Genomic DNA, 21,623 nt, shown 5'->3' on the forward strand with positions numbered 1-21,623 from the left:
GAGGGGTGTATGCATAAGGATTGTGGTTTATACAAAGGGGTATTTGAGCATGATGCGTGTGGAATAGGAGCTATAGCCAATATAAATGGTGAAAAAACTCATAAGACCATAGAGGATGCTCTTAATATATTAATAAATTTAGAGCATAGAGGTGGATCTGATGAAAACTCTGGTGATGGTGCTGGAATACTGTTGCAGATACCACATAGATTTTTTAAAGAAGAAGCTCAAAATTTAGGATTCATCTTACCTAAAGAGGGAGAATATGCTGTTGGTATGTTCTTTTTTTCAAATGATGAAGTTGAAAGAAATGAAACTATAAGATTGTTTGAAAATGTTGCTACTGAAGAAGGTTTAAAGATTTTAGCTTGGAGAGAAGTACCATATGATACAAATGGCTTAGGGGTAGAGGCTTTAAAAACTATGCCATATTTTAAGCAAGTTATAATTGAGAAGCCTAAAAATATATTTTCAGGAATGGATTTTGAAAGAAGATTATATGTTTTAAGAAGAAGTTTTGAAAAAAGAGTTAAGGATGAGAAGACATATGTAGTTTCTCTATCTTCAAAAACTATTGTGTATAAAGGGATGTTGTTAGCTGGACAACTTAAAAACTTTTATAAGGATTTAACAAATCAAAAAATTGAATCAGCTATAGCCATGGTTCACTCTAGATATAGTACAAATACAGTTCCAAACTGGGAGAGAGCTCATCCTAATAGGTATATAATTCATAATGGTGAAATTAACACACTAAGAGGTAATGTAAATAAATTATATTCAAGAGAAGAGACTATAACCTCAAGAGTTTTAGGAGATGAAATTAAAAAAGTATTACCAATTATAAATAAAGAAAGTTCTGACTCAGCTATTTTAGATAATACTTTAGAGTTTTTAACTATGAATGGTAGGGATATGGCAAGAGCTGTGATGATGTTAATTCCAGAGCCTTGGGTTAAGAATACTAGAGTTACAGAAAAGAAAAAAGCTTTTTATGAATATAATGGAACTTTAATGGAACCTTGGGATGGACCTGCTGCTATTGTTTTTTCTGATGGAGATAAAATGGGGGCTGTTTTAGATAGAAATGGTTTAAGACCAACAAGATATTATATTACTAAAAATGATACCTTAATTCTTTCTTCAGAAGTTGGGGCATTAGATATAAAAAATGAAGATATAAGATATAAAGGTAGATTAACTCCGGGTAAGATGTTACTGGTAGATACTAAGAAGGGAAAACTTATTGAAGATAAAGAGTTAAAAGAAAGATATTATATGCAACATCCATATGATGAATGGTTAAGTGAAGGATTAGTTACATTAGATTCTTTATATGAAAGTAGAGTTGAAGAGATTGAAAGAGAAAGAAGAGGGAAACTCTTTAAAGCTTTTGGTTATAGCTATGAGGATTTAACAGGTACAATTTTACCAATGATGGAAAGTGGAGAAGAACCTTTAGGTTCAATGGGGATAGATACTCCACTGGCAGTTCTTTCGAAGAGAGAGCAACCTTTATTTAATTACTTCAAGCAATTATTTGCTCAAGTAACAAATCCACCTATTGATGCTATAAGAGAAGAAGTTGTGACATCTACTAATGTTTATTTAGGTACAGGTGGAAATATATTAGAAGATAAAAAGGATAATTGTAATTTAATTAAGTTAAATGATCCTATATTATCTGATGAAGATTTAGCAAAGATAAAGGCAATGTATGATGATAATTTTAAGGCTAAGGTATTAGAGATAGTATATGAAAAGACAAGTTCTGATAAAGATTTAGAAAAAGCTTTAGATAATCTGTTTGAAAATGCTTATAGTTCATATAAAGAAGGATACAATTTGTTTATTTTGAGTGATAAGAAGGTAAATGAAACTCAGATTCCAATACCATCTTTATTAGCAGTTTCAGGATTGCATAGATTTTTTATAAATAAAGGAATACGAACTGCTGTAGATATAATTGTTGAAAGTGGGGAGCCAAGAGAGGTACATCATTTCGCTACTCTTTTAGGATTTGGTGCTTCAGCAATAAATCCGTATTTACTTTATGAATCAGTACAAGAATGTAAAGAGATAGGCTTAACAAATATAGAGTATAAAAAGGCTGTTAAAAATATAAACAAAGCATTAGTTAAAGGAATAATCAAGATATGCTCTAAAATGGGGATATCAACTATTCAATCTTACCAAGGAGCACAGATATTTGAAGCTTTAGGTATAAAAGAAGATGTTATAAACAAGTATTTTACAAAGACAGTAAGTAGAATAGGTGGAATAGGGTTAGAAGAAATCGATAAAGAAACTTTAATGAAGCATAAGAAAGCTTTCGATAAGTACTATAATAATTTTGATTTTTCATTAGAAAGTAATGGGATGTATAAAGAAAGAAGCGGAAAAGAAGAGCATTTATATAATCCGTTAACTATTCATAAGTTACAAGAATCTACTAAAAAGAATGATTATAATTTATTTAAAGAGTATTCAGCTTTATTAAATAAAGAGAATAATGAAATAACTTTAAGAAGTTTATTAGATTTTAACTTTGAAGAAAATCCTATACCTATTGATGAAGTTGAATCTATAGAGTCTATAGTAAAAAGATTTAAAACAGGGGCAATGTCATATGGGTCTATATCAAAAGAGGCTCATGAAGCTTTAGCAATAGCAATGAATAGAATTGGGGGCAAATCAAATACAGGCGAAGGTGGAGAAGATAGTTCTCGATATATATTAGACAAAAATGGAGATTCTAGAAGATCAGCAATTAAGCAAATAGCTTCTGGTAGGTTTGGGGTAACCACAGAATATTTAGTAAATGCTGATGAGATTCAAATTAAAATGGCTCAAGGTGCAAAGCCAGGTGAGGGAGGACATCTTCCTTCAAAGAAAGTATATCCATGGATAGCTAAAACTAGGGGGTCTACACCAGCAGTTGAATTAATCTCACCGCCACCACATCACGATATTTACTCAATAGAAGATTTGGCTCAACTTATATATGATTTAAAAAATGCTAATAGAAAAGCTAGAATATCAGTAAAACTTGTAGCAGAATCAGGAGTAGGAACTATAGCTTCAGGGGTAGCTAAAGGTGGAGCTGATGTAATTTTAATTTCAGGATATGATGGTGGTACAGGGGCAGCACCAAGAACATCAATACAACATGCTGGGATACCGTGGGAGTTAGGAGTAGCAGAAGCAAATCAAACGTTATTATTAAATGGGTTAAGAGATAGAGTTACTATTGAAGTGGATGGAAAGCTCATGACTGGTAGGGATGTTGCTATAGCAGCTCTTCTTGGGGCAGAGGAGTTTGGATTTGCAACAGCACCGTTAGTAACATTAGGTTGTGTAATGATGAGAGTTTGTAACTTAGATACTTGTCCAGTAGGAATAGCTACTCAAAATGAAGAGCTTAGAAAAAGGTTTAAAGGAAAACCAGAGTACGTAGTTAATTTTATGTATTTCATAGCTCAAGAATTAAGAGAATATATGGCCAAACTAGGTTTCAGAAATGTTGAAGATATGATTGGTAGAGTAGATAAGCTTAGGCAAAGAGATGATTTAAAAGGGTTTAAAGGTAGCAAGGTTGATTTATCTTCAGTTTTATATGTTGATGAAAGATTTAAAGGTAAATCAGTAGTGAGAGATAAGAATAGAAAGAGTTATAACCTAGATAAAGTTATAGATACAACTTTATTACTACCTATGGTAAGTGAAGCTATGGAGAAAAAAGAAAATTTAGTTTTAAATATAGATATTAGAAATATCCACAGAACTTTAGGGACAATACTAGGTTCAGAACTAACTAGAAGATACGGAAAAGATGCTATGCAAGATGAAACTGTAAGAATTAAATGTAATGGTTCTGCAGGGCAAAGCTTTGGTGCGTTTGTACCTAGAGGAATTACTTTAGAAGTTATAGGTGATGCCAATGACTACTTTGGAAAAGGATTATCTGGTGGAAAGCTTATAGTGTCTAAGCCTAAGGAATGTACATTAGAAGGTGAAGATAATGTAATAATTGGAAATGTAGCACTTTATGGAGCAACTAGTGGTAAAGCTTTCATTAATGGTGTAGCAGGAGAGAGATTTGCAGTTAGAAATTCAGGAGCAATAGCAGTAGTTGAAGGTGTTGGAGACCATGGTTTAGAGTATATGACCGGTGGGACAGTAGTTATTTTAGGTGAAATGGGAATTAACTTTGCTGCAGGTATGAGCGGTGGAGTTGCTTATGTTTATGATAGTAAACTTATTTTAGAAAATAGAGTAAATAAAGATATGGTATCTATAGAAGGTCTAAATTATGATGAAGTAATGGAAGTTAGAGATCTTATAAGAGAACATTATAAAGAGACAAACTCTAAGATTGCTAAAAATATCTTGGATAATTTTGACTTTGAATCAGGATACTTTAAGAAAGTAATGCCAAAGGATTATGCGAAGATTATAAAATTAATAAATGAAAAAGTTAAGAGTGGATTAAGTAAAGCTGATGCAGCTTTAGAAGCTTTTTATGAAAGGAGTGGAGTTTAATATGGGAAGGCCTGATGGATTTTTAGTATATGAAAGAGAAACAGGAGAAAATATAGCTCCACTAGATAGAATTAATAATTATGATGAATTTCATAAGAGCTTAAGTGAAGATAAGCAAAGAGAACAAGGGGCTAGATGTATGGATTGTGGAATTCCATATTGTCAAAGTGGTATTTTAATAAATAATAGAGTATCTGGTTGTCCTCTAAACAACTTAATCCCTGAATTTAATCACTTATTATATAAAGGTAATTATAAGTTGGCATTACAAAGATTATTAATGACAAATCCATTTCCAGAGTTTACTGGAAGAGTATGTCCAGCGCCTTGTGAACATGGATGTACAGTTGGACTTAATGGTGTATCAGTTAGCATAAAGGAAAATGAAAGATTTATAATAGATAAAGCTTTTAGCAATGGAACAATGCAGGCAAAACCCCCCATATGTAGAACGGGAAAAACTATTGCTATAGTAGGTTCAGGTCCAGCAGGACTTTCAGCAGCTTATATTTTAAATAAGTTAGGACATACAGTTACTGTTTATGAAAGGGAAGATAGAGTTGGGGGACTACTTATGTATGGTATACCTAATATGAAGCTAGATAAATCCGTTGTAAATCGTAGGGTTATGTTAATGAAAGAAGAAGGAGTAACCTTTTTAACTGGGGTAGATGTTGGAAAAGAGAGCAAGGTAACTTCTATGATACTCAATAATTATGACTCAGTTATCTTAGCAACAGGAGCACCAAAACCTAGAGATTTAAATGTTAAAGGCAGAGAGTTAAGAGGTATAGAGTTTGCTGTAGATTATCTAAAAGAAAATACAAGAACTTTATTATCACCGAAAATAGATAATAATAATTATATAGATGCAAAGAATAAAAATGTATTAATTATTGGTGGAGGAGATACAGGAACAGATTGTGTTGCGACAGCTTTAAGACAAGGAGCTAAATCTATAATGCAACTAGAAATAACAGATAAGCCACCAAAATCAAGGAGTGATAATAATCCTTGGCCACAATGGGCAAATATTTTTAAAGAAGATTATGGTCAAGAAGAGTATGTAGCTAAGTTTGGGAAAGATCCAAGAAAATATTTAACTTCAGTAAAAGAGTTAATTGGTGATGAAAACGGCAATGTTAAAAAAGCTGTAATAACAAACGTAAAATGGGAAAAAACTGAAGATAATAGAGTTGTACCTATACTAGTAGAAAATAGTGAAAAATTAATAGATGTAGATTTAGTTTTGATTGCTATGGGATTTTTAGGCTCTGAAGATTATTTAACTCAAGTATTAGAAATAGAATTAAATAATAGAGGAAATATAAAAGCTGATGATAAAAGCTATAAAACAAATAAAAATAATATATTTGTTTGTGGAGATGCTAGAAGAGGTCAATCTTTAGTGGTATGGGCTATAAGAGAAGGAATAGATGTAGCTTATAATGTTCATAAATATCTTGTTAAATAGGATTAAAGGATGTCCAATTTGGACATCCTTTATATGCGTAATAGAAATAAATTTTTCATGTTAATATGTTTGCACTAGGAACTAGTTTAATTTTCTGAACTAAGTTGAGCTATTCCTAATGATGTAAGACCAATTGATAATAGAGTTATAGATGTGTTTATATCAATAGTTGTTATAATTGATAAAGCTAAAGTTGCTACTCCCATAGATAAACCAACTGCTTTGAAAATAGTATTAATAGTTTTTTTATTCATGTAATACCTCAAAATATTTTTAGTAATATAAAAAATATATGTTAAACTATATATTGATTATACATTTATTGGGATAATGATACAATAAATGTATAATTAAGATTAACTACGTAATTAAATGTATATAGGGATAGATGTAGTATTGATATTCAATATAGTTGAGTAAATAAAGATGAAAATAATGTGCACAGATATTTAGTTATAAAGAAGATGGGGGTTAATATGGATATAAACTTAAGAAAATTATCATTAGAAGATAAAAAGGAATATTGGAATAGTGGATTTAAAAATCAAGATGAAGAAGTGATGTATTATACTGGGACAACAAATAATCCAACTGAGGAACAAATATGTAATTATATAGACAGAGTAGTAAAAAATGATTCAAGGGAGGATTATGTTATTTGTGATTTAAATAATAATATTTTAGGTGAAGCTGTGTTAATGGAAATAGATGATGATAATAAGAGCTGTCATTTTAGAATAGCTATATTTAATAAAGAATCATTTGGAAAAGGAATTGGATATAAAGCAACAGTAGAAATATTAAGAATTGCATTTGAAAAGTTGAAATTACATAGAGTAGAGTTAGAAGTTTTTGACTATAATCTAAGAGCAAAGAAAATGTATGAAAAAGTAGGATTTAAGGTTGAAGGATTAAAAAGAGATGGAATATTTATAGATAATCAGTATAGAGGTATATACATAATGTCCATACTTGAGGATGAATATAGAAAAATATTCAGTTAAAATCTATATAAATTTTACGAAAAATTTCTGTACATATTAGTTAAGGTAATGTACAGAAATGTAAGCTATAATTAGGATTATAAAAATAATAAGAGATAATGTAGCTTATTATGGAGGAATAGTGATGATAAAGGTATTGTTAGTTGAAGATAATGAGAAGATTAGTGAGAATATATTAGAGTATTTTAAAGATGAAATGGATATTAAAAATGTATATAACGGAAGAGATGCTATTGATTATTTAGAGTTATATGATTTTGACATAATTATTTTAGATTTAATGCTTCCTGAAATTGATGGAATGGGAGTATTAAAGTATATGTCTAAAAAAGGTATAGACACAGCAGTTATAGTTCTTACTGCAAAGGAAGAGCTTGGAGATAAGCTTAAAGCATTCAATTTAGGGGCAAATGATTATCTAACAAAGCCATTTTATATGGAAGAGCTTAAAGCAAGAATAATTGCAATATTAAAGAGTGTAGGAAAAATAAAAAGTTCAAATATGCTTCAGTTTAAAGACATGGAAGTTAATATGAAGACTAAGAGGGTTTATATTAAAGGCAATGAAATTGATTTAAATGAGAAGCTGTATAGTTTATTAGAATATTTAATAATGAACAAGGGTGTACTATTATTTAAGGAACAGATATTTGATAATATTTGTGGATACAATAGTGATGCATCAACTGAAATAATAGAAGTTTATATGAGTAGACTTAGAAAAAATTTAAGTAAATACGGATATGATAAATATATTGTTACAAAGAGAGGTATGGGGTATTTAATGGACGAAAGCATTGAGGACTAACTATGATGAAGAAAGATATATTTTTAAAGACCAAGAGAAAAGTAATAATTTTGAGTTTATCTATAGTATTTATTTGCTTGTTAATATTTGCGATAATCACTAAAACTTTATATACTTCTATAGTATTTAGTCATATAGATCAACAGCTTATGAAGGAGAGAAATACTTATAGCAATGCAATGAATACAGGAAGAGATGTAAGAGATGTGAGAGGGATACCTAAGTTACCACCTAATATTATTATGATAATACAGACTGGTAATGGAGTTGCATTAATGAATCAAAATTACTATTTTGACTCTGATAATCTACCAGTTTTTCCTGATAACTCTGAAGATGAAATAGTGACTTTAACCTTTGGGGAATATACATTTAGAGGAATAAAATTTAAATTTAATGATTTAGTTGTATCATTATTAATAAATGTAGATTCAGAGATACAGTCTGTAAATCAGCTTATGAGTTCAATAATATTAAGTTTTGTTATACTAATTATAATAGCACTTGTATTATCTTATTATCTTTCTTCAAAGATAATGAAGCCTGTTAAGGAAGCTTATGATAAGCAGGTATTTTTTGTTCAAGATGCATCCCATGAGATGAGAACACCTCTTGCAGTAATAAGAGGGAAGCTAGAACTTCTTGCTAATAAGTGGGGAGATACTATTGATAATAATTTTGAACATATATCAAAAATGATGAGTGAGGTAAGAGGTTTAGAAAAGCTTAATAGTGATTTACTATTACTATCAAAGGAAGATGTTGATGGAAGTATTAATATAACAGAATTTTCTTTAAATGATTTTGTTACAGATTTAAGTGAATTCTATATTGATTTAGCTGAAATTCAAGAGAAGACCTTTGAAGTAAAAACGGTAGACTCTGATTTGAAAGTGAGCTGGGATTACAATAAAATTAAGAGAATGATAATTATCTTAATCGAGAATGCTTTTAAATATACTGGTGATAATGGTAAAATTCAACTTAGTTTTGAAGATGCAGGAAAGAATATAAAAGTAACTGTTAAAGATAATGGGATTGGTATAAAGGAAGAAGATCAAAAGCGTATTTTTGATAGATTCTTTAGAAGTGCTGATGTGAGAGTTAAGAATATAAGCGGTAGTGGAATAGGATTAAGTCTTTTAAAATCTATTTCTAAAACTTTAGATATTAAGGTTAAATTAACTTCAAAAGAATTGGTTGGAACAGAATTTACTTTATTAATTCCTAAATCGATAAAGTAATGATAAATTAGATTAAGTAAAAATATAAACTCTATGCAAAAGAGAATTGATGCTGTATACGGTACAGATAAATTCTGCGTAGAGTTTTTTATTTATGTTAAGTTAATGTTAAGATTCATCTATTAGAATGAAATAGAAATATATGGAGGTGGGTTAATAATGAATGATAAAAAGACAAAGTATATTTTAATTACATTAATTATTATATGCTTAGCTTTAATTGGAGTATATTTAGTTAAATTTAATCCAAATACTGAAAATGGTTATGGAAATATACAAAATGTTGATACTGTCTTAGATAAAGATAATATTACAAATATTAATATTGAAATTGCTGATAGTGACTGGGAGGATTTAAAAGAAAATGCAACAGCAGAAGAATACTATGAGGCAAATGTAACAATAAATGGAGAGACTTTTTATAGTGTAGGAGTAAGAGCTAAAGGAAATTCAAGTCTTAGCAATATAGCTAAGGATGATACTACAGATAGATATAGTTTAAAGATTAAATTTGATAAATATGTTGATGGTCAAACATACAATGGAATAGAAAAATTAGCTTTAAATAATAATTATCAAGACCCTACATACATGAAGGAATACTTATCTTATGAGATATATGAATCTTTAGGGGTCTCAACTCCAGAGTATTCTTATGCAAGTATAAGTATAAATGGAGAGCCATGGGGATTTTATCTTGCTATAGAAGATATTGATGAAAGATATATAGAAAAATATTATGGTTCAGTAGAGGGAAATCTTTATAAACCTGAAACTATGGATTTGAATAATAATGATATTGGTCAAAAAGATGAAGAAATGATAAAGCCTGGTTTCCAAACGAATGAAGATATAGGTGGAGAGTCAGCAGCATCAAATAGTAATTCACAAGGAATGGATGGCAATATGCAAAGTATGCCTGGAAACATGCCAGAAAATCTTCCAGAAGGAATTCCAAATGATATGCAGGGTAATAAGCAAGGAATGATGGGCGGATTTAATAAAGGAAATAATGGGGGTGCAGATCTTAAATATATAGATGATGATATAGCAAGTTATTCAACAATAACTGAAAGCGCTGAATTTAAAACTACAACAGAAGCTGATTATCAAAAGATTGTAGATATGATAAAAAACTTAAATAAGGGGGAAAATCTTGAAGAGTATCTAAATGTAGAAGAAATATTAAAATACTTTGCAGTAAATACGTTTTTAGTTAATTTAGATAGTTATTCCGGTGGAATGTATCATAATTATTATCTTTATGAAAGAGATGGAGTATTTGAAATGCTGCCTTGGGACTTAAATATGTCCTTTGCAGGATTTGGTGTTAATAATGCTAGTAGTGCAGTAAATTTCCCAATTGATTCACCAGTAACAGGTACATTAGAAGATGCTCCTTTAATAGGGAAGTTATTGGAAGTTGATGAGTATAAAGAATTATATCATAGCTATCTAAATCAAATTATAGAAAATTATATAAGCAATGATGGATTTAATAATTTAGTAACTAAAATTGATAATATGATTAAAGATTATGTTAAAGAAGATGTGACAGCTTTTTATAATTACGATGAATATGAAAGTGCAGTTTCAGAGTTAAGAACATTTATGCAAGATAGATCATCAAGTGTAATTGCTCAACTTAATGGTGAACAGCCTTCAACAGAATATGGTACTATCGAAACTACTGTTGATTTATCAGTATTAGGTGGTCAACAACAAATGGGTATGGGTGGAAATAAAGGTGGAATGTTCGATATGAATAATATCCCAGGAAATATTGATGGACAAAATATCCCACAAATGCCAACTGATATGAATGGAGAAAATCTACCACAGATGCCGACGGATATGAACGGTGCAAATATTCAGCAGATGCCACCAAATATGAATGGGGTTAATATGGAACAACAGCCCAATATAAATACTAATGATATGCAACAGAATATTGAAGGTGAAGTTGGAAATAGTCAGTAATAGAGTGGAGATAATGAAAGTGGTAAGCAAATAGAAACAAATTAAATCCAACATATATTCTATCTAATAAGGATATTTTTAAAGGAAATATATGAATATTATCCCAAAACACCTTGAAAATCTATGATTAAGCTTCATTAAAATACAAATATTTCAATATAGCCCAGTAAGTTGCCAGTTATAGGATGTAGACTAAATATCTGTAATAATAGTAAGATAGTTTAGTATTTAATAATTATGGTAATATATTAGAAACAGAGAATTACAATTTGTAATATGGGCACTTAGAATATATAAAGTCAGCAGTGCAACCGGCTAAGATCTAATAAGTTTTAGATCTTAGCCGGTTTTTTATTTTACCATAAATAGAAAGGGAGAAAGCTATGAACAAAAGATTAAAAAATCAAATACTAAGTAGTATTTTGATGGTTATGTTTACATTTGGATTTATTATTCCAGATATGAAAACAGTATATGCAAATATGCTTACATATTTGCCAGAAGGATTTTCAAGTATTGCTATAGGTAGCAATGCAGAAGGAAATGCTTATTATGATAATAATACAAAACAATTTAATATAGAAGGAACAGGGGGATACGTAGGTAAAGACAAAGGTGCAACTGATAGCTATCAATTTGTAAGTTATAAAGTTGAAGGAGATGCAACTATTGTTGCAAGACTTGCAGATTTTGATATGAGTAGTGCAACTAGTGGGCAAGCTGGTGTATTTATTCGTAGCACTAATAATACTGATAATGCAGATTATTTTGGTGTGTACGTAGAACCAAGTTTAGATGGATATAGATATGCTTATAGAGATGTCTCTGATGCCAACTCAGAAAAGGGTGGTACAGGAGCAGAAACTATTGAAGGAATAACTTCAAATGATAAGAACTTATATATCAAGTTAGTTAAAAAGAGAAATGATTTTAAATATTTCATCTCAGATGATGTAACTTTCCCGGCTGATAAGACTTTGATGAAAGGTCAGGAAATTATAAGTGATAATGATGAATGGTATGTTGGATTTGCAGTAAGCAACGGAGAATCAGATTCAAATACCATAGCTAATTTTGATAATATCTCAATAACCGATGCTACAGGATTAGTTTTTGATAGTAATACATTTACGACACCTGTAGATAGAGGTATTTTACCAGAAGGTTTTGTAAATAGTAGCATTGGAAATGAAAACAATACTTCATATGCTAATTTTGATAAAGAAAATAAGAATTTTACAATAGAAGGTTCAGGAAATTTAATAGGTAAAGATAATGGAGTAACTGATAATTACCAATTTGTTAATTATGAAGTTGAAGGTGATGCAACAATTACTGCAAGACTTGTAGATTTTGATATGAGCAATGCACCTAAAGGACAAGCTGGAGTATTTATTCGTGATAATAATACTGCCAATGATGCACAGTATTTTGGTGCATATGTGGATTCAGGAGCAAATCAATATAGATATGCTTTTAGAGATAATGTAAAAGCTGGAGCTGCAGCTATAAATGGATTAGATACGAATTCTAAAAATAAATATATCAAAATAGTAAAAGAAGGAAATGTATTTAGATATTTTATTTCAGAAGATCCAACTTTCCCAGCTAATAATACTATAACAAATTCACAAAATGTATCTATGGAAGATGATGGAGTTTGGAATGTAGGACTTGTTGTAAGTAATGGTGGAAGTACAACACCGGCAGTAGCTATATTTGATAATGTGAAAATAGAAACTGCAGATAAGGTATACTACGATTCAACTTTAGAAGTTATGCCAGTAGATACTGTAGAGGGTGTAGAGGCTGTAGCTGGTGATTCTAATGTTGCTTTATCATGGAATAATGTAGAGAGTGCTACAAGTTATATAGTTAAAAGAGCTACAGCTATAGATGGACAGTATGAAGAAATTGCAACAGTTTCAGGAAATACATATGTTGATAATACTGTAACTAATAATACTACTTATTATTATGTGCTTGTTGCTGCAAATGATGAAGGTATAAGTCATGATTCTAAAGTAGTAAGTGCGATGCCTAATAATAGCAATCCACTAAATCTTCAATATGGAAAAGATGCTGCTAAATTTACTATTACAGAAAAACCAAATGATACAGTATTTGATTCTGTTATAAAAATAGCTGGTTATACAGATAAAGATGGAACTATAACAATAGAGCAAAATGGTAAAGTATTAGTAGATTCAGAAGTTAAAGCTGCTAATGAGAGCTTTGAACAAGTACTAAACTTGAAGCTTGGAAGAAATACTATTAATATATATCAAACAACAGAAGATGGTAAGAAAACATTAAAAAGCTTTAATATAGTAAGATTAAGTAAAGAAAATGTTAATATGATAGTAGACAGTAATTACAGCGGAAATGATGGAGATACTGTTGAAGGTATAAAAACATATAAGACAATTTCAGCTGCAGTTAATGCTGTAAGCACTAAAAATGAAGAGCGTGTTGTTATATTTGTTAAGAATGGTATTTATAAAGAAAAAACAATAGTTCAATTACCATATATAAGTATAATAGGTGAAGATAGTGAAAATACTGTATGGACATATGATGCTGCTAATGGGACTATCAATCCTGAAACAGGTAAAGCATATGGAACAAGTGGAAGTGCAAGTGTAACAGTAAAATCAAAAGCTATTGGATTTACTGCAGAAAATATTACTATAGCAAATGAGTTTAAAGAGCAAGGTAATAATAATGAGCAAGCAGTTGCTTTAAATAACCAAGCAGATCAAAGTATTTTTATAAATGTTAGACTTATTGGTAACCAAGACACATTATTAGCTGATGCAAGTAGTTCAGTGCCAGCAAGACAATATTACTACAAAAATTATATTGAAGGTGATGTTGATTTTATTTTTGGTCGTGCACAAGCAGTATTTAATGATTGTGAAATAGTTTCTTTAAATAGAAATTCAACAAGTAATAATGGATATGTTACAGCAGCAGATACATGGGATAAAGATGCTTACGGATACTTAATAATAAATTCAAGATTATTAGGGGAAGAAGGAATTGCAGATAATACAGTTTCTTTAGGTAGACCGTGGAGACCAAGTAGCCAAACTCAAAAAATGACTCCAGCAGTAACTTATGTTAATAATTATATGGGAAGTCATATAACTGCTAAAGGATGGGAAGACATGGGAGCAGACTCTTTAGCTGTAGACTCACGTTTCTTTGAATTTGGAAACTTTGGACTAGGAGCAAAATTAAGTGAAACAAGAAATCAATTAACTGTTGAAGAAGTTAAAAATTATGAAATGAATAATGTATTTGCTAAAAATTCAGCAACGACTAATGGCAATGATGCATTTACTTTTGATTGGATACCAACTTCTGTTGAAGCAAAGGTTAATATTGAAACATTATATGGAATTTTTATTCCAGTAACTTCAATAGCATTAGAGGAAAAAGAAGCTACGTTAAAGGTTGGAGAAACATCTACTATTAATGCTTTAGTAGGACCGGAAAATGCTTCAGAAAAGACTATAACATTTAAAACAAATGATGAAAATGTAGCAATTGTTGATGAAAATGGAGTAGTTACTGCAGTAGCTGTTGGAACAACAACTATAACAGTATCAGCAGGAGATATTTCAGAGGAATATTCAGTAACTGTATTACCTTCATTAACAGTTATGAACAAAGTACCTGTAATAACAGCAGATGATGTAACTATTAAGGTTGGAGATAATTTTGGTGCAATGGAAGCTGTAACTGCAAATGATAAAGAAGATGGAGATATAACATCAAATATCGAAGTAGTAGAAAATACAGTAGATACAGCAAAAGCTGGAGAGTACAAAGTAGTATATAAAGTTACAGATAGCCAAGGAGCATCAGCAACTAAGGAAATAAAGGTAACAGTACTACCTATATTAGTAGGAATGAACAGTGTACCAGAAATAGTAGCAAAAGATATAACTATTAAGGTAGGAGATAACTTTGATGTAATGGAAGATGTAACTGCAAATGATAAAGAAGATGGAAATATAACATCAAATATCGAAGTAGTAGAAAATACAGTGGATACATCAAAAGCTGGAGAATACAGAGTAGTATACAAAGTTTCTGATAGTCAAGGTGCATCTGTAACTAAAGAGATAAAGGTAACAGTAGAAGTAGTAGATGAAGTTGTTGAAGATAACAATAATGGAAATTCTAATGGTAATGCTGCAGATGATGAATCTGTTGATGACTCTGTAAATGGATCAACTGATAATGTAGGTGGAAATACAACAGAAAATAATTCTAATAACTTACCTAATACAGGTGGAACGTCTGCTGTAGCAGTAGGAGGAATAGCTCTTCTATTAATAGTTGCAGGGGTATTCTTATTTAGAAAAAAAGACAAAAAGTAAAATTATAAAAAAGGCGATAAGTTATGTAAGAAAATCATAGCTTATCGCTTTTTGCTATAACTTTTTTAGTATAATAATTATAGGACAAAAGAAAGCCTAAAAAATCGGGAAGCCAATCTTTTACGATGATAATATTAGATTAACGAAATGAAGAGGGGGTAAAATTATGGAATGGATTGAAAGTATTAGAGAAGCTATTTCTTATATAGAAGATAATATTACAAAGGATTTATCCATAGAAGAAATTGCAGATAGAGTAAATATTTCTCCTTTTTATTTTCAAAAAGGATTTGGAATGTTATGTGGCTATTCATTAAGTGAGTATATTAAAAGAAGAAGACTTTCGCTTGCCGGCAGTGATGTCTTATCTACTAATGAAAAAATAATAGATATTGCAATAAAGTATGGATATGATTCTCCAGATAGCTTTACTAAAGCTTTTACAAGATTTCACGGAGTTACACCATCTGCTGTTCGTAAAGAAGGTGCAATGGTAAAGTCTTTCGTTGCCCTTAGAATCAAATTTTCATTGGAAGGTGGATATATTATGGATTATAAAATTGTTGAGAAGGATGAGTTTAAGGTTATAGGAGCATCTAAGAAATTTAAGTATGAATCTGCATTTATGGAGGTTCCTTCATTCTGGAATGAGCATATTTCACAAGGAAAATTAAAGGATATTTGTGGAATGTATGGTATTAACATTGATGAAAAAATGAGTGGAGATGAATTTGAATATCTTATTGCAGAGGATTATTCTCAAGAGAAAGATGGAATGGAAGGATATATAGTTAAAACAATTCCTAAGTTTACATGGGCTATTTTCCCTTGTTATGGACCAAGTCCACAGGCAATTCAGGAAGCTAATAAGAAAATATTCTCAGAGTGGCTACCGAATGAAAGAGAATACACTATTGCAGCAGGTTATAATATAGAAATGTATAATGACCCAAGTAAGTATGAAAAGGGGATCTTAGATAAAAATTATTATAGTGAAATTTGGATTCCAGTAAAGAAAAAATAGATATTAATTATATAAGATATATATATAAGCAGAAGTAGTTAAATGTAGGAGGATATTCTAACATTATACGGTTATTTGAAAAGCAAATGATAAAAGAGGAACATCTTCCGTAATGGCTGGAGCTATGACAGTTTTATTAATAATAGTAGGATTCTATTTATAAGAAGAGTTAGAAAGTAATATTATAGTATAAAAGAGGCGATAAGATATGTTTGTTTAACGTAGCTTATCGTTTTTTTATTTAGTTTAGATACACAATATTTTCATTTAATAAATATATCATAAAATATGGAGTTGTTTACAACTCAACAAATTGTTGATATATTTTAAATTGTTGATAATTCAACAAATTTTAGACGTATTGAAAGGTGAAAATTATGAGGAAATCATTTATATTGGCAAATATTATTGTGCTAATTTTTATATTAGTTTTTGATGTTTGTTATATGTTTGGTGGTGGATTACCTGCTAAATCTATTGCTAGTATTATGTTTGTTGGAGCAGGAGTTATAAATTTAGTATACTGTTTTAAGAATAAAAATAACTTGAAATTTCCGATATGGATGATAGTGGCTTTAGTATGTGCTATGCTAGGAGATATATTACTTGTACTTAATTTCTATCTTGGTACAGCAGTATTTGCTCTTGGACATATATTTTATCTAGTATCTTACTGTATGCTAGAGACCATTAACATTAGAGATTTAATATGTGGTATTTGTATTTCATTGATTTCAGTAACTATTATATTATTTACTCCATTTTTAGATTTTGGAGGTTCTTTAATGCAAAGTGTGTGTTGTACTTATGCTATTATTATTTCATTTATGGTTGGTAAGGCAATTTCAAATTTATTAAAGGAGAAGAATCAGGTTAATATCATAGTTGCAATAGGAAGTATATTATTCTTTATATCAGATTTTATGTTGATGCTAGATTTGTTTGGAGGTATTTCAGTTGCTTCTTATTTATGTCTTAGTACATATTATCCAGCTCAATTTTTACTTGCAATGTCACTATTTATATATGCTTGTGTTAATTCATCAAAACAAGAGAAAAATAATAGTATGTCAAAAGCTTCTTAAAATGAAAGGAATGGTATTACTATGATTGAAGTTATAGAGCGTTTCGAGTCATTTACAACTTCTGTTGCAAAAGCATATAAGTGTATCCAAAAAATTAAGCTTGCTGAAACTAAGCGTATGGGATTGAAACCAAGTCATGTGATGTGTATGTACTATCTTGGTAAGAATCCAGAAGGACTTACAGCTACAGAGTTATGCAAATTATGTATTGAGGATAAGGCAGCTGTATCAAGAACAATTGTTGAGCTTACTAAAAAGGAATTTGTAAAATATTCTGAGACATATCCTAGTCGTAAGTATCGTACAAGAATTATACTTACAGAGGAAGGTAAGGAAATAAATAATCAGATAAATGAAGCCATAGCTAAGGCAGTTGCTAATGCTTCTAAAAGTTTAGATGAAGATGAACGAAAAAACTTTTATCGTGTTTTCTTCTATATTACAGATAATCTTGAGATGATTTGTGATTCATACTTAAATGAAAAATAAAATGAAAAAGCACAACTATTCTTAAAGGGATAGAGTGCTTTTTTTTATAAATATAATCAATATAATTATTATATTAATAATATATTTGGGCAAACTATATATCAATTAATATAACTATATAGAAAGATAGTGATAAAATGGAAGGAAAGATTAGCTCAAGAGTTTGGGACTATATATCAACTATTTTAATAATTATAAATGGAGTTATATGTATATTTTTTCATGAAGAAATATACAAATGGCTAACAGATGTATGTGCTATAGTTTTATTAGTAAAAGGTGTAGTTAAGCTTATAGAAGGAATTAAAGAGGACCATCATAAAGATTTAAATGGAAAGAAATTTAATAAAGCAGAATGATGCATTTGTTGTAGTAGTTATATTCTGGGGATTATTAGGACTAAATAAATCTGCAAATTATTTAAATGAGGCGTTATATAAAATTCATAAAAAAGAAGGAGGTATTGTAGCTTTATTGAAAGCAGTTATTGAATTTACCTTATCTATTTTATTAATTTTTGATCCCTTAGGAAAAGCTTTAGAACATATTGTTATATTAGGTGTTGAATTAATTATTGAAGGTATATTTGAAATTATAAAAATACATTCTGGAGAAGAGGAACTAGTTTGATTAATATGTACTAAAAAAATAAACAAACATTCTTTAAGCAGTATTATATTTATAGTATCTGATACTTTAAATGAAGCATAGACTACTTATGTATTAAAAATAAAATATGATAGAATTAATTGAAAAAAGGGACTGTATCAAAATTAATTTTGATACAGTCCTTAAATATTATTAAAAATAAAATAAACTTTCTTTTGGAAACTTTACATTTATTATATCTGATATTTTAAAGTTAAGTTTCTTTTTATCTAAAGAAAATCTTATTAAATCTCCAGTCTTTAGATTAGGATTCTTTATGTAAATAGTATAATCAAAAGGATTTTCAATTATATTTTCTACAATAAATGGATAAGAGTTTACTTCGTCATCAGAAGTTGATAACTCTATATGATGAGCTCTTATTCCTACATAGCTAATATCAGCATCTAAAGAAGAATTAACAGTATACTCATACCCCCAGCTTTCAGCATAAACTTTATTAGGTGAAGTAGCTTTTGCAGGTGATATATTTTTACAGCCTGTTAGTTTAGCTTCAGCATATGATTTAGGTGAGTTAAATAACTCTAGCTTATTTCTATTGTTTAAAGCAGTTCCTTTATCAAAAACTATTATATTATCACATACCCTGAAGGCTTCCTCTATATCATGGGTAACAAATATAACATTTCCGTTATAATCCTTTAATATAGACATAAGTTCCTTTTCCATAGAGTGTCTTAAGTGATGGTCTAAAGCTGAAAAGGGTTCATCTAAAAGTAAGATTTTGGGTGAGATTACTAAGGCTCTAGCTAAAGCAACTCTTTGTTGTTGTCCACCTGATAATTGCCAAGGATAATGTTTTTCTAATCCTCCAAGGTCAAGACGTTCTATATATTCTTTACACAATTTAGATTTTTCGTTGCCTTTTAGATTTCCTAAACCAATTTGAATATTTTCAGATACAGTCATATTAGGAAAGAGCGCATAGTTCTGAAATAGAAATCCTACTTGTCTTTTTTGTGGTGATAAGTTTATTTTCTTATCTGAATTATAAAACTCAGTTCCATCAACGATAATTTTACCTTTAGTAGGCTTATCTAAACCAGCTATAGTTTTTAAGGTAAGGCTTTTACCGGAACCAGATGCTCCTAGAAATCCAAGGACCCCGTTATCTTGATTTACCTTAACTTTTAAATCAAATGTAGGAAGGTGCTTTTCAATATCTATTAATAATGACATACTATCTCTTTCTCCTTCCCATAAGTTTTAATTGAATATCAGACCAATAATTTAAAATTACTATCATAAATAATGATATTGCTACTATTATTAATACCCAAAGCATTGCAGTTTTCATATCTCCACCTTCAACTGCAAAGAAGATTGCAAGAGGCATAGTTTGCGTTCTTCCAGGAATATTTCCAGCAAGCATTAAGGTAGCTCCGAATTCACCCATAGCTCTTGCAAAAGAAAGAACTAATCCACCAATAATTCCAGGCCAAGCTAGCGGAAGGGCAATTCTAAAGAATATCTTCATTTCACTTAAGCCTAAAGTTCTAGCAGCAGATATTACGTTAATATCAATTTGCTCAAAAGCAGCCCTGCTTGTTCTATACATCATAGGGAAAGAAACTACAGTAGCTGCAATTACAGTAGCAGTCCATGAAAATATTAAAGTAATATCAAAGTTTAATAAAAACTTACCTACGGGACCATTTTTACCACATATAAGTAATAAAAAGAATCCTATAACAGTTGGTGGAAGAATTAATGGAAGAGTAAATAAACCATCAATTAGTCCTTTAAGTTTATTTTTAGAATTAGCTATCCAGTAAGCGGCAGCTACACCAAGTATAAATGTTATTATTGTTGCTAAAAAGGCTGTCTTAAGGGATATCCATAAAGGTGACAGATTCATACTCATGTTAATTCCTCCAAGGTTGATTATTAATGAACTTATTGAACTTTATTATATCCGTATTTCTCGAATACTTGTTGAGCTTCGTCTGTAAATAAGAAATCTTCAAAAGTTTTTGCAGCATCAACATTTTTACTATCTTTTATTACAGCAACAGGATAAGTAATTGGTGAATGTAAATCTTCAGAAATTGTTTCTATTATTTTAGCAGAATTGTTGCTTAAAGCATCACTTAAATATACAAATCCAACATCTGCATTTTCAGAAGTTGACCAAGCAAGAACTTCTTTAACATCTTTTGCAAAAACAAGTTTTGATTCTACTTCAGATTTAATTCCTAAGTTTTCTAAAACTTCATCAGCATATTTTCCTGCAGGAACAGAACTTGGCTCACCAACGGCAATTTGCTTAACTTTATCAGTAGTTAAGTCATCTAAGCTAGTAACAGTTGTATTATCTGTACTTACTAATACTAATCTATTTTTTACTAAATCTTTATTTGTATCAGTTTCTAATAAATCCTTATCAGCTAAAGCTTTCATTTGCTTTTTACCAGCAGATATAAATACATCACAAGGTGCTCCTTGTTCAATTTGTTGTTGAAGTGAACCTGATGCTCCAAAGTTAAAAGTTAAAGAAATATTAGGGTTCTTTTCAGTAAAGATTGGTTCAAGTTCAGCCATTGCTTCTTTTAAGCTTGCAGCTGCTGACACTGTAAGTTCCACTGAAGTAGTATCATCTTTTTTAGTTGATCCACATCCAACTGAAGATAATATTAAAGATGATGTTAGTAATAGAGATAAAATTTTACTAAACTTTTTCATGATAAACTCCCTTTTATATTTGTATTTTTTTATAGTATTTTATTAATTTACGTTTATTATAAAATAATTAGAAAAATGTAATTTTCAGTAAATGTGTACAAGTAGTATTTTATCATTGAAAACTTATAAATACAATACCAAAATGATAAGTTTTAATACGTTTTGTTATGTTTCGTCATGTTTTATTTAAAGAAGGTGTATATTAGAACCAAATGTTCATAATTGTATCTA

The 21,623-nt window shown here is 29.8% G+C and carries 16 protein-coding genes; 12 read left to right on the forward strand and 4 right to left on the reverse strand.

The window, feature by feature from the left end; genetic code table 11:
* Positions 1–9 precede the first annotated feature (9 nt).
* Positions 10–4,542 (forward strand): glutamate synthase large subunit, encoded by a 4,533-nt coding sequence (gltB, locus tag H8S10_RS07895; protein ID WP_243175850.1) that lies wholly within the window; start codon positions 10–12, stop codon positions 4,540–4,542.
* A gap of 1 nt (position 4,543) precedes the next feature.
* Positions 4,544–6,016 (forward strand): glutamate synthase subunit beta, encoded by a 1,473-nt coding sequence (locus tag H8S10_RS07900; RefSeq protein ID WP_186838504.1) that lies wholly within the window; start codon positions 4,544–4,546, stop codon positions 6,014–6,016.
* An 86-nt stretch (positions 6,017–6,102) separates the two neighbouring features.
* Here H8S10_RS07900 and H8S10_RS07905 read toward each other — a convergent pair whose 3' ends face one another.
* Complete coding sequence (locus H8S10_RS07905) at positions 6,103–6,270, reverse strand: hypothetical protein (RefSeq protein WP_186838505.1); 168 nt, start codon at positions 6,268–6,270, stop codon at positions 6,103–6,105.
* 222 nt (positions 6,271–6,492) lie between these two features.
* Here H8S10_RS07905 and H8S10_RS07910 point away from each other — a divergent pair, with 222 nt between their 5' ends.
* The 10 genes from H8S10_RS07910 (at position 6,493) to H8S10_RS07955 (ending at position 18,671) form a co-directional block, all read left to right on the forward strand.
* Positions 6,493–7,020 (forward strand): GNAT family protein, encoded by a 528-nt coding sequence (locus H8S10_RS07910; protein WP_186838506.1) that lies wholly within the window; start codon positions 6,493–6,495, stop codon positions 7,018–7,020.
* 124 nt (positions 7,021–7,144) lie between these two features.
* Entirely contained in the window at positions 7,145–7,828 is a 684-nt protein-coding gene (locus H8S10_RS07915; protein ID WP_055263701.1) for a response regulator transcription factor, read from the forward strand.
* A gap of 2 nt (positions 7,829–7,830) precedes the next feature.
* Positions 7,831–9,072 carry a HAMP domain-containing sensor histidine kinase gene (locus tag H8S10_RS07920; protein ID WP_186838507.1) on the forward strand — a complete coding sequence of 414 codons (1,242 nt, stop codon included), beginning with the start codon at positions 7,831–7,833 and terminating at the stop codon, positions 9,070–9,072.
* A 159-nt stretch (positions 9,073–9,231) separates the two neighbouring features.
* On the forward strand, positions 9,232–11,052 hold the full coding sequence (locus H8S10_RS07925) for a CotH kinase family protein (protein ID WP_186838508.1): 1,821 nt from the start codon (positions 9,232–9,234) through the stop codon (positions 11,050–11,052).
* Positions 11,053–11,435: 383 nt separating this feature from the next.
* Positions 11,436–15,443: a pectinesterase family protein gene (locus H8S10_RS07930; RefSeq protein ID WP_186838509.1), complete on the forward strand. Its 4,008-nt coding sequence runs from the start codon at positions 11,436–11,438 to the stop codon at positions 15,441–15,443.
* A gap of 166 nt (positions 15,444–15,609) precedes the next feature.
* Positions 15,610–16,467 (forward strand): AraC family transcriptional regulator, encoded by an 858-nt coding sequence (locus H8S10_RS07935; protein ID WP_055263693.1) that lies wholly within the window; start codon positions 15,610–15,612, stop codon positions 16,465–16,467.
* Positions 16,468–16,844: 377 nt separating this feature from the next.
* Entirely contained in the window at positions 16,845–17,552 is a 708-nt protein-coding gene (locus H8S10_RS07940) for a lysoplasmalogenase (protein ID WP_186838510.1), read from the forward strand.
* Positions 17,553–17,573: 21 nt separating this feature from the next.
* Positions 17,574–18,041 carry a MarR family transcriptional regulator gene (locus tag H8S10_RS07945; protein WP_186838511.1) on the forward strand — a complete coding sequence of 156 codons (468 nt, stop codon included), beginning with the start codon at positions 17,574–17,576 and terminating at the stop codon, positions 18,039–18,041.
* A gap of 137 nt (positions 18,042–18,178) precedes the next feature.
* On the forward strand, positions 18,179–18,400 hold the full coding sequence (locus H8S10_RS07950) for a DUF308 domain-containing protein (protein ID WP_186838512.1): 222 nt from the start codon (positions 18,179–18,181) through the stop codon (positions 18,398–18,400).
* Positions 18,372–18,671 carry a hypothetical protein gene (locus tag H8S10_RS07955; RefSeq protein WP_186838513.1) on the forward strand — a complete coding sequence of 100 codons (300 nt, stop codon included), beginning with the start codon at positions 18,372–18,374 and terminating at the stop codon, positions 18,669–18,671. The genes H8S10_RS07950 and H8S10_RS07955 overlap by 29 nt, the downstream gene beginning before the upstream one ends.
* Positions 18,672–18,842: 171 nt before the next feature.
* On the opposite strand, the gene H8S10_RS07960 is transcribed toward H8S10_RS07955, so the two are convergent.
* The 3 genes from H8S10_RS07960 to modA are packed head-to-tail and all read right to left on the reverse strand — an operon-like array spanning position 18,843 to position 21,392.
* On the reverse strand, positions 18,843–19,889 hold the full coding sequence (locus tag H8S10_RS07960; RefSeq protein ID WP_186838514.1) for an ATP-binding cassette domain-containing protein: 1,047 nt from the start codon (positions 19,887–19,889) through the stop codon (positions 18,843–18,845).
* Between the two features lies 1 nt (position 19,890).
* Complete coding sequence (gene modB / locus H8S10_RS07965; protein WP_186838515.1) at positions 19,891–20,574, reverse strand: molybdate ABC transporter permease subunit; 684 nt, start codon at positions 20,572–20,574, stop codon at positions 19,891–19,893.
* A gap of 32 nt (positions 20,575–20,606) precedes the next feature.
* Positions 20,607–21,392: a molybdate ABC transporter substrate-binding protein gene (modA, locus tag H8S10_RS07970; protein WP_186838516.1), complete on the reverse strand. Its 786-nt coding sequence runs from the start codon at positions 21,390–21,392 to the stop codon at positions 20,607–20,609.
* Positions 21,393–21,623 lie beyond the last annotated feature (231 nt).

The sequence above is a fragment of the Clostridium sp. NSJ-49 genome, assembly GCF_014287725.1.
GTDB classification, from domain to species: domain Bacteria; phylum Bacillota; class Clostridia; order Clostridiales; family Clostridiaceae; genus Clostridium; species Clostridium disporicum_B.

Coding starts and splice junctions, on each gene's coding strand:
- H8S10_RS07930 (WP_186838509.1), top strand. CDS start 11,436: ATGAACAAAAGATTAAAAAATCAAATACTAAGTAGTATTTTGATGGTT.
- modA (WP_186838516.1), bottom strand. CDS start 21,392: ATGAAAAAGTTTAGTAAAATTTTATCTCTATTACTAACATCATCTTTA.
- H8S10_RS07950 (WP_186838512.1), top strand. CDS start 18,179: ATGGAAGGAAAGATTAGCTCAAGAGTTTGGGACTATATATCAACTATT.
- H8S10_RS07945 (WP_186838511.1), top strand. CDS start 17,574: ATGATTGAAGTTATAGAGCGTTTCGAGTCATTTACAACTTCTGTTGCA.
- H8S10_RS07925 (WP_186838508.1), top strand. CDS start 9,232: ATGAATGATAAAAAGACAAAGTATATTTTAATTACATTAATTATTATA.
- H8S10_RS07955 (WP_186838513.1), top strand. CDS start 18,372: ATGGAAAGAAATTTAATAAAGCAGAATGATGCATTTGTTGTAGTAGTT.
- H8S10_RS07960 (WP_186838514.1), bottom strand. CDS start 19,889: ATGTCATTATTAATAGATATTGAAAAGCACCTTCCTACATTTGATTTA.
- H8S10_RS07905 (WP_186838505.1), bottom strand. CDS start 6,270: ATGAATAAAAAAACTATTAATACTATTTTCAAAGCAGTTGGTTTATCT.
- H8S10_RS07900 (WP_186838504.1), top strand. CDS start 4,544: ATGGGAAGGCCTGATGGATTTTTAGTATATGAAAGAGAAACAGGAGAA.
- H8S10_RS07915 (WP_055263701.1), top strand. CDS start 7,145: ATGATAAAGGTATTGTTAGTTGAAGATAATGAGAAGATTAGTGAGAAT.
- modB (WP_186838515.1), bottom strand. CDS start 20,574: ATGAGTATGAATCTGTCACCTTTATGGATATCCCTTAAGACAGCCTTT.
- H8S10_RS07935 (WP_055263693.1), top strand. CDS start 15,610: ATGGAATGGATTGAAAGTATTAGAGAAGCTATTTCTTATATAGAAGAT.
- H8S10_RS07910 (WP_186838506.1), top strand. CDS start 6,493: ATGGATATAAACTTAAGAAAATTATCATTAGAAGATAAAAAGGAATAT.
- H8S10_RS07940 (WP_186838510.1), top strand. CDS start 16,845: ATGAGGAAATCATTTATATTGGCAAATATTATTGTGCTAATTTTTATA.
- H8S10_RS07920 (WP_186838507.1), top strand. CDS start 7,831: ATGATGAAGAAAGATATATTTTTAAAGACCAAGAGAAAAGTAATAATT.
- gltB (WP_243175850.1), top strand. CDS start 10: ATGCATAAGGATTGTGGTTTATACAAAGGGGTATTTGAGCATGATGCG.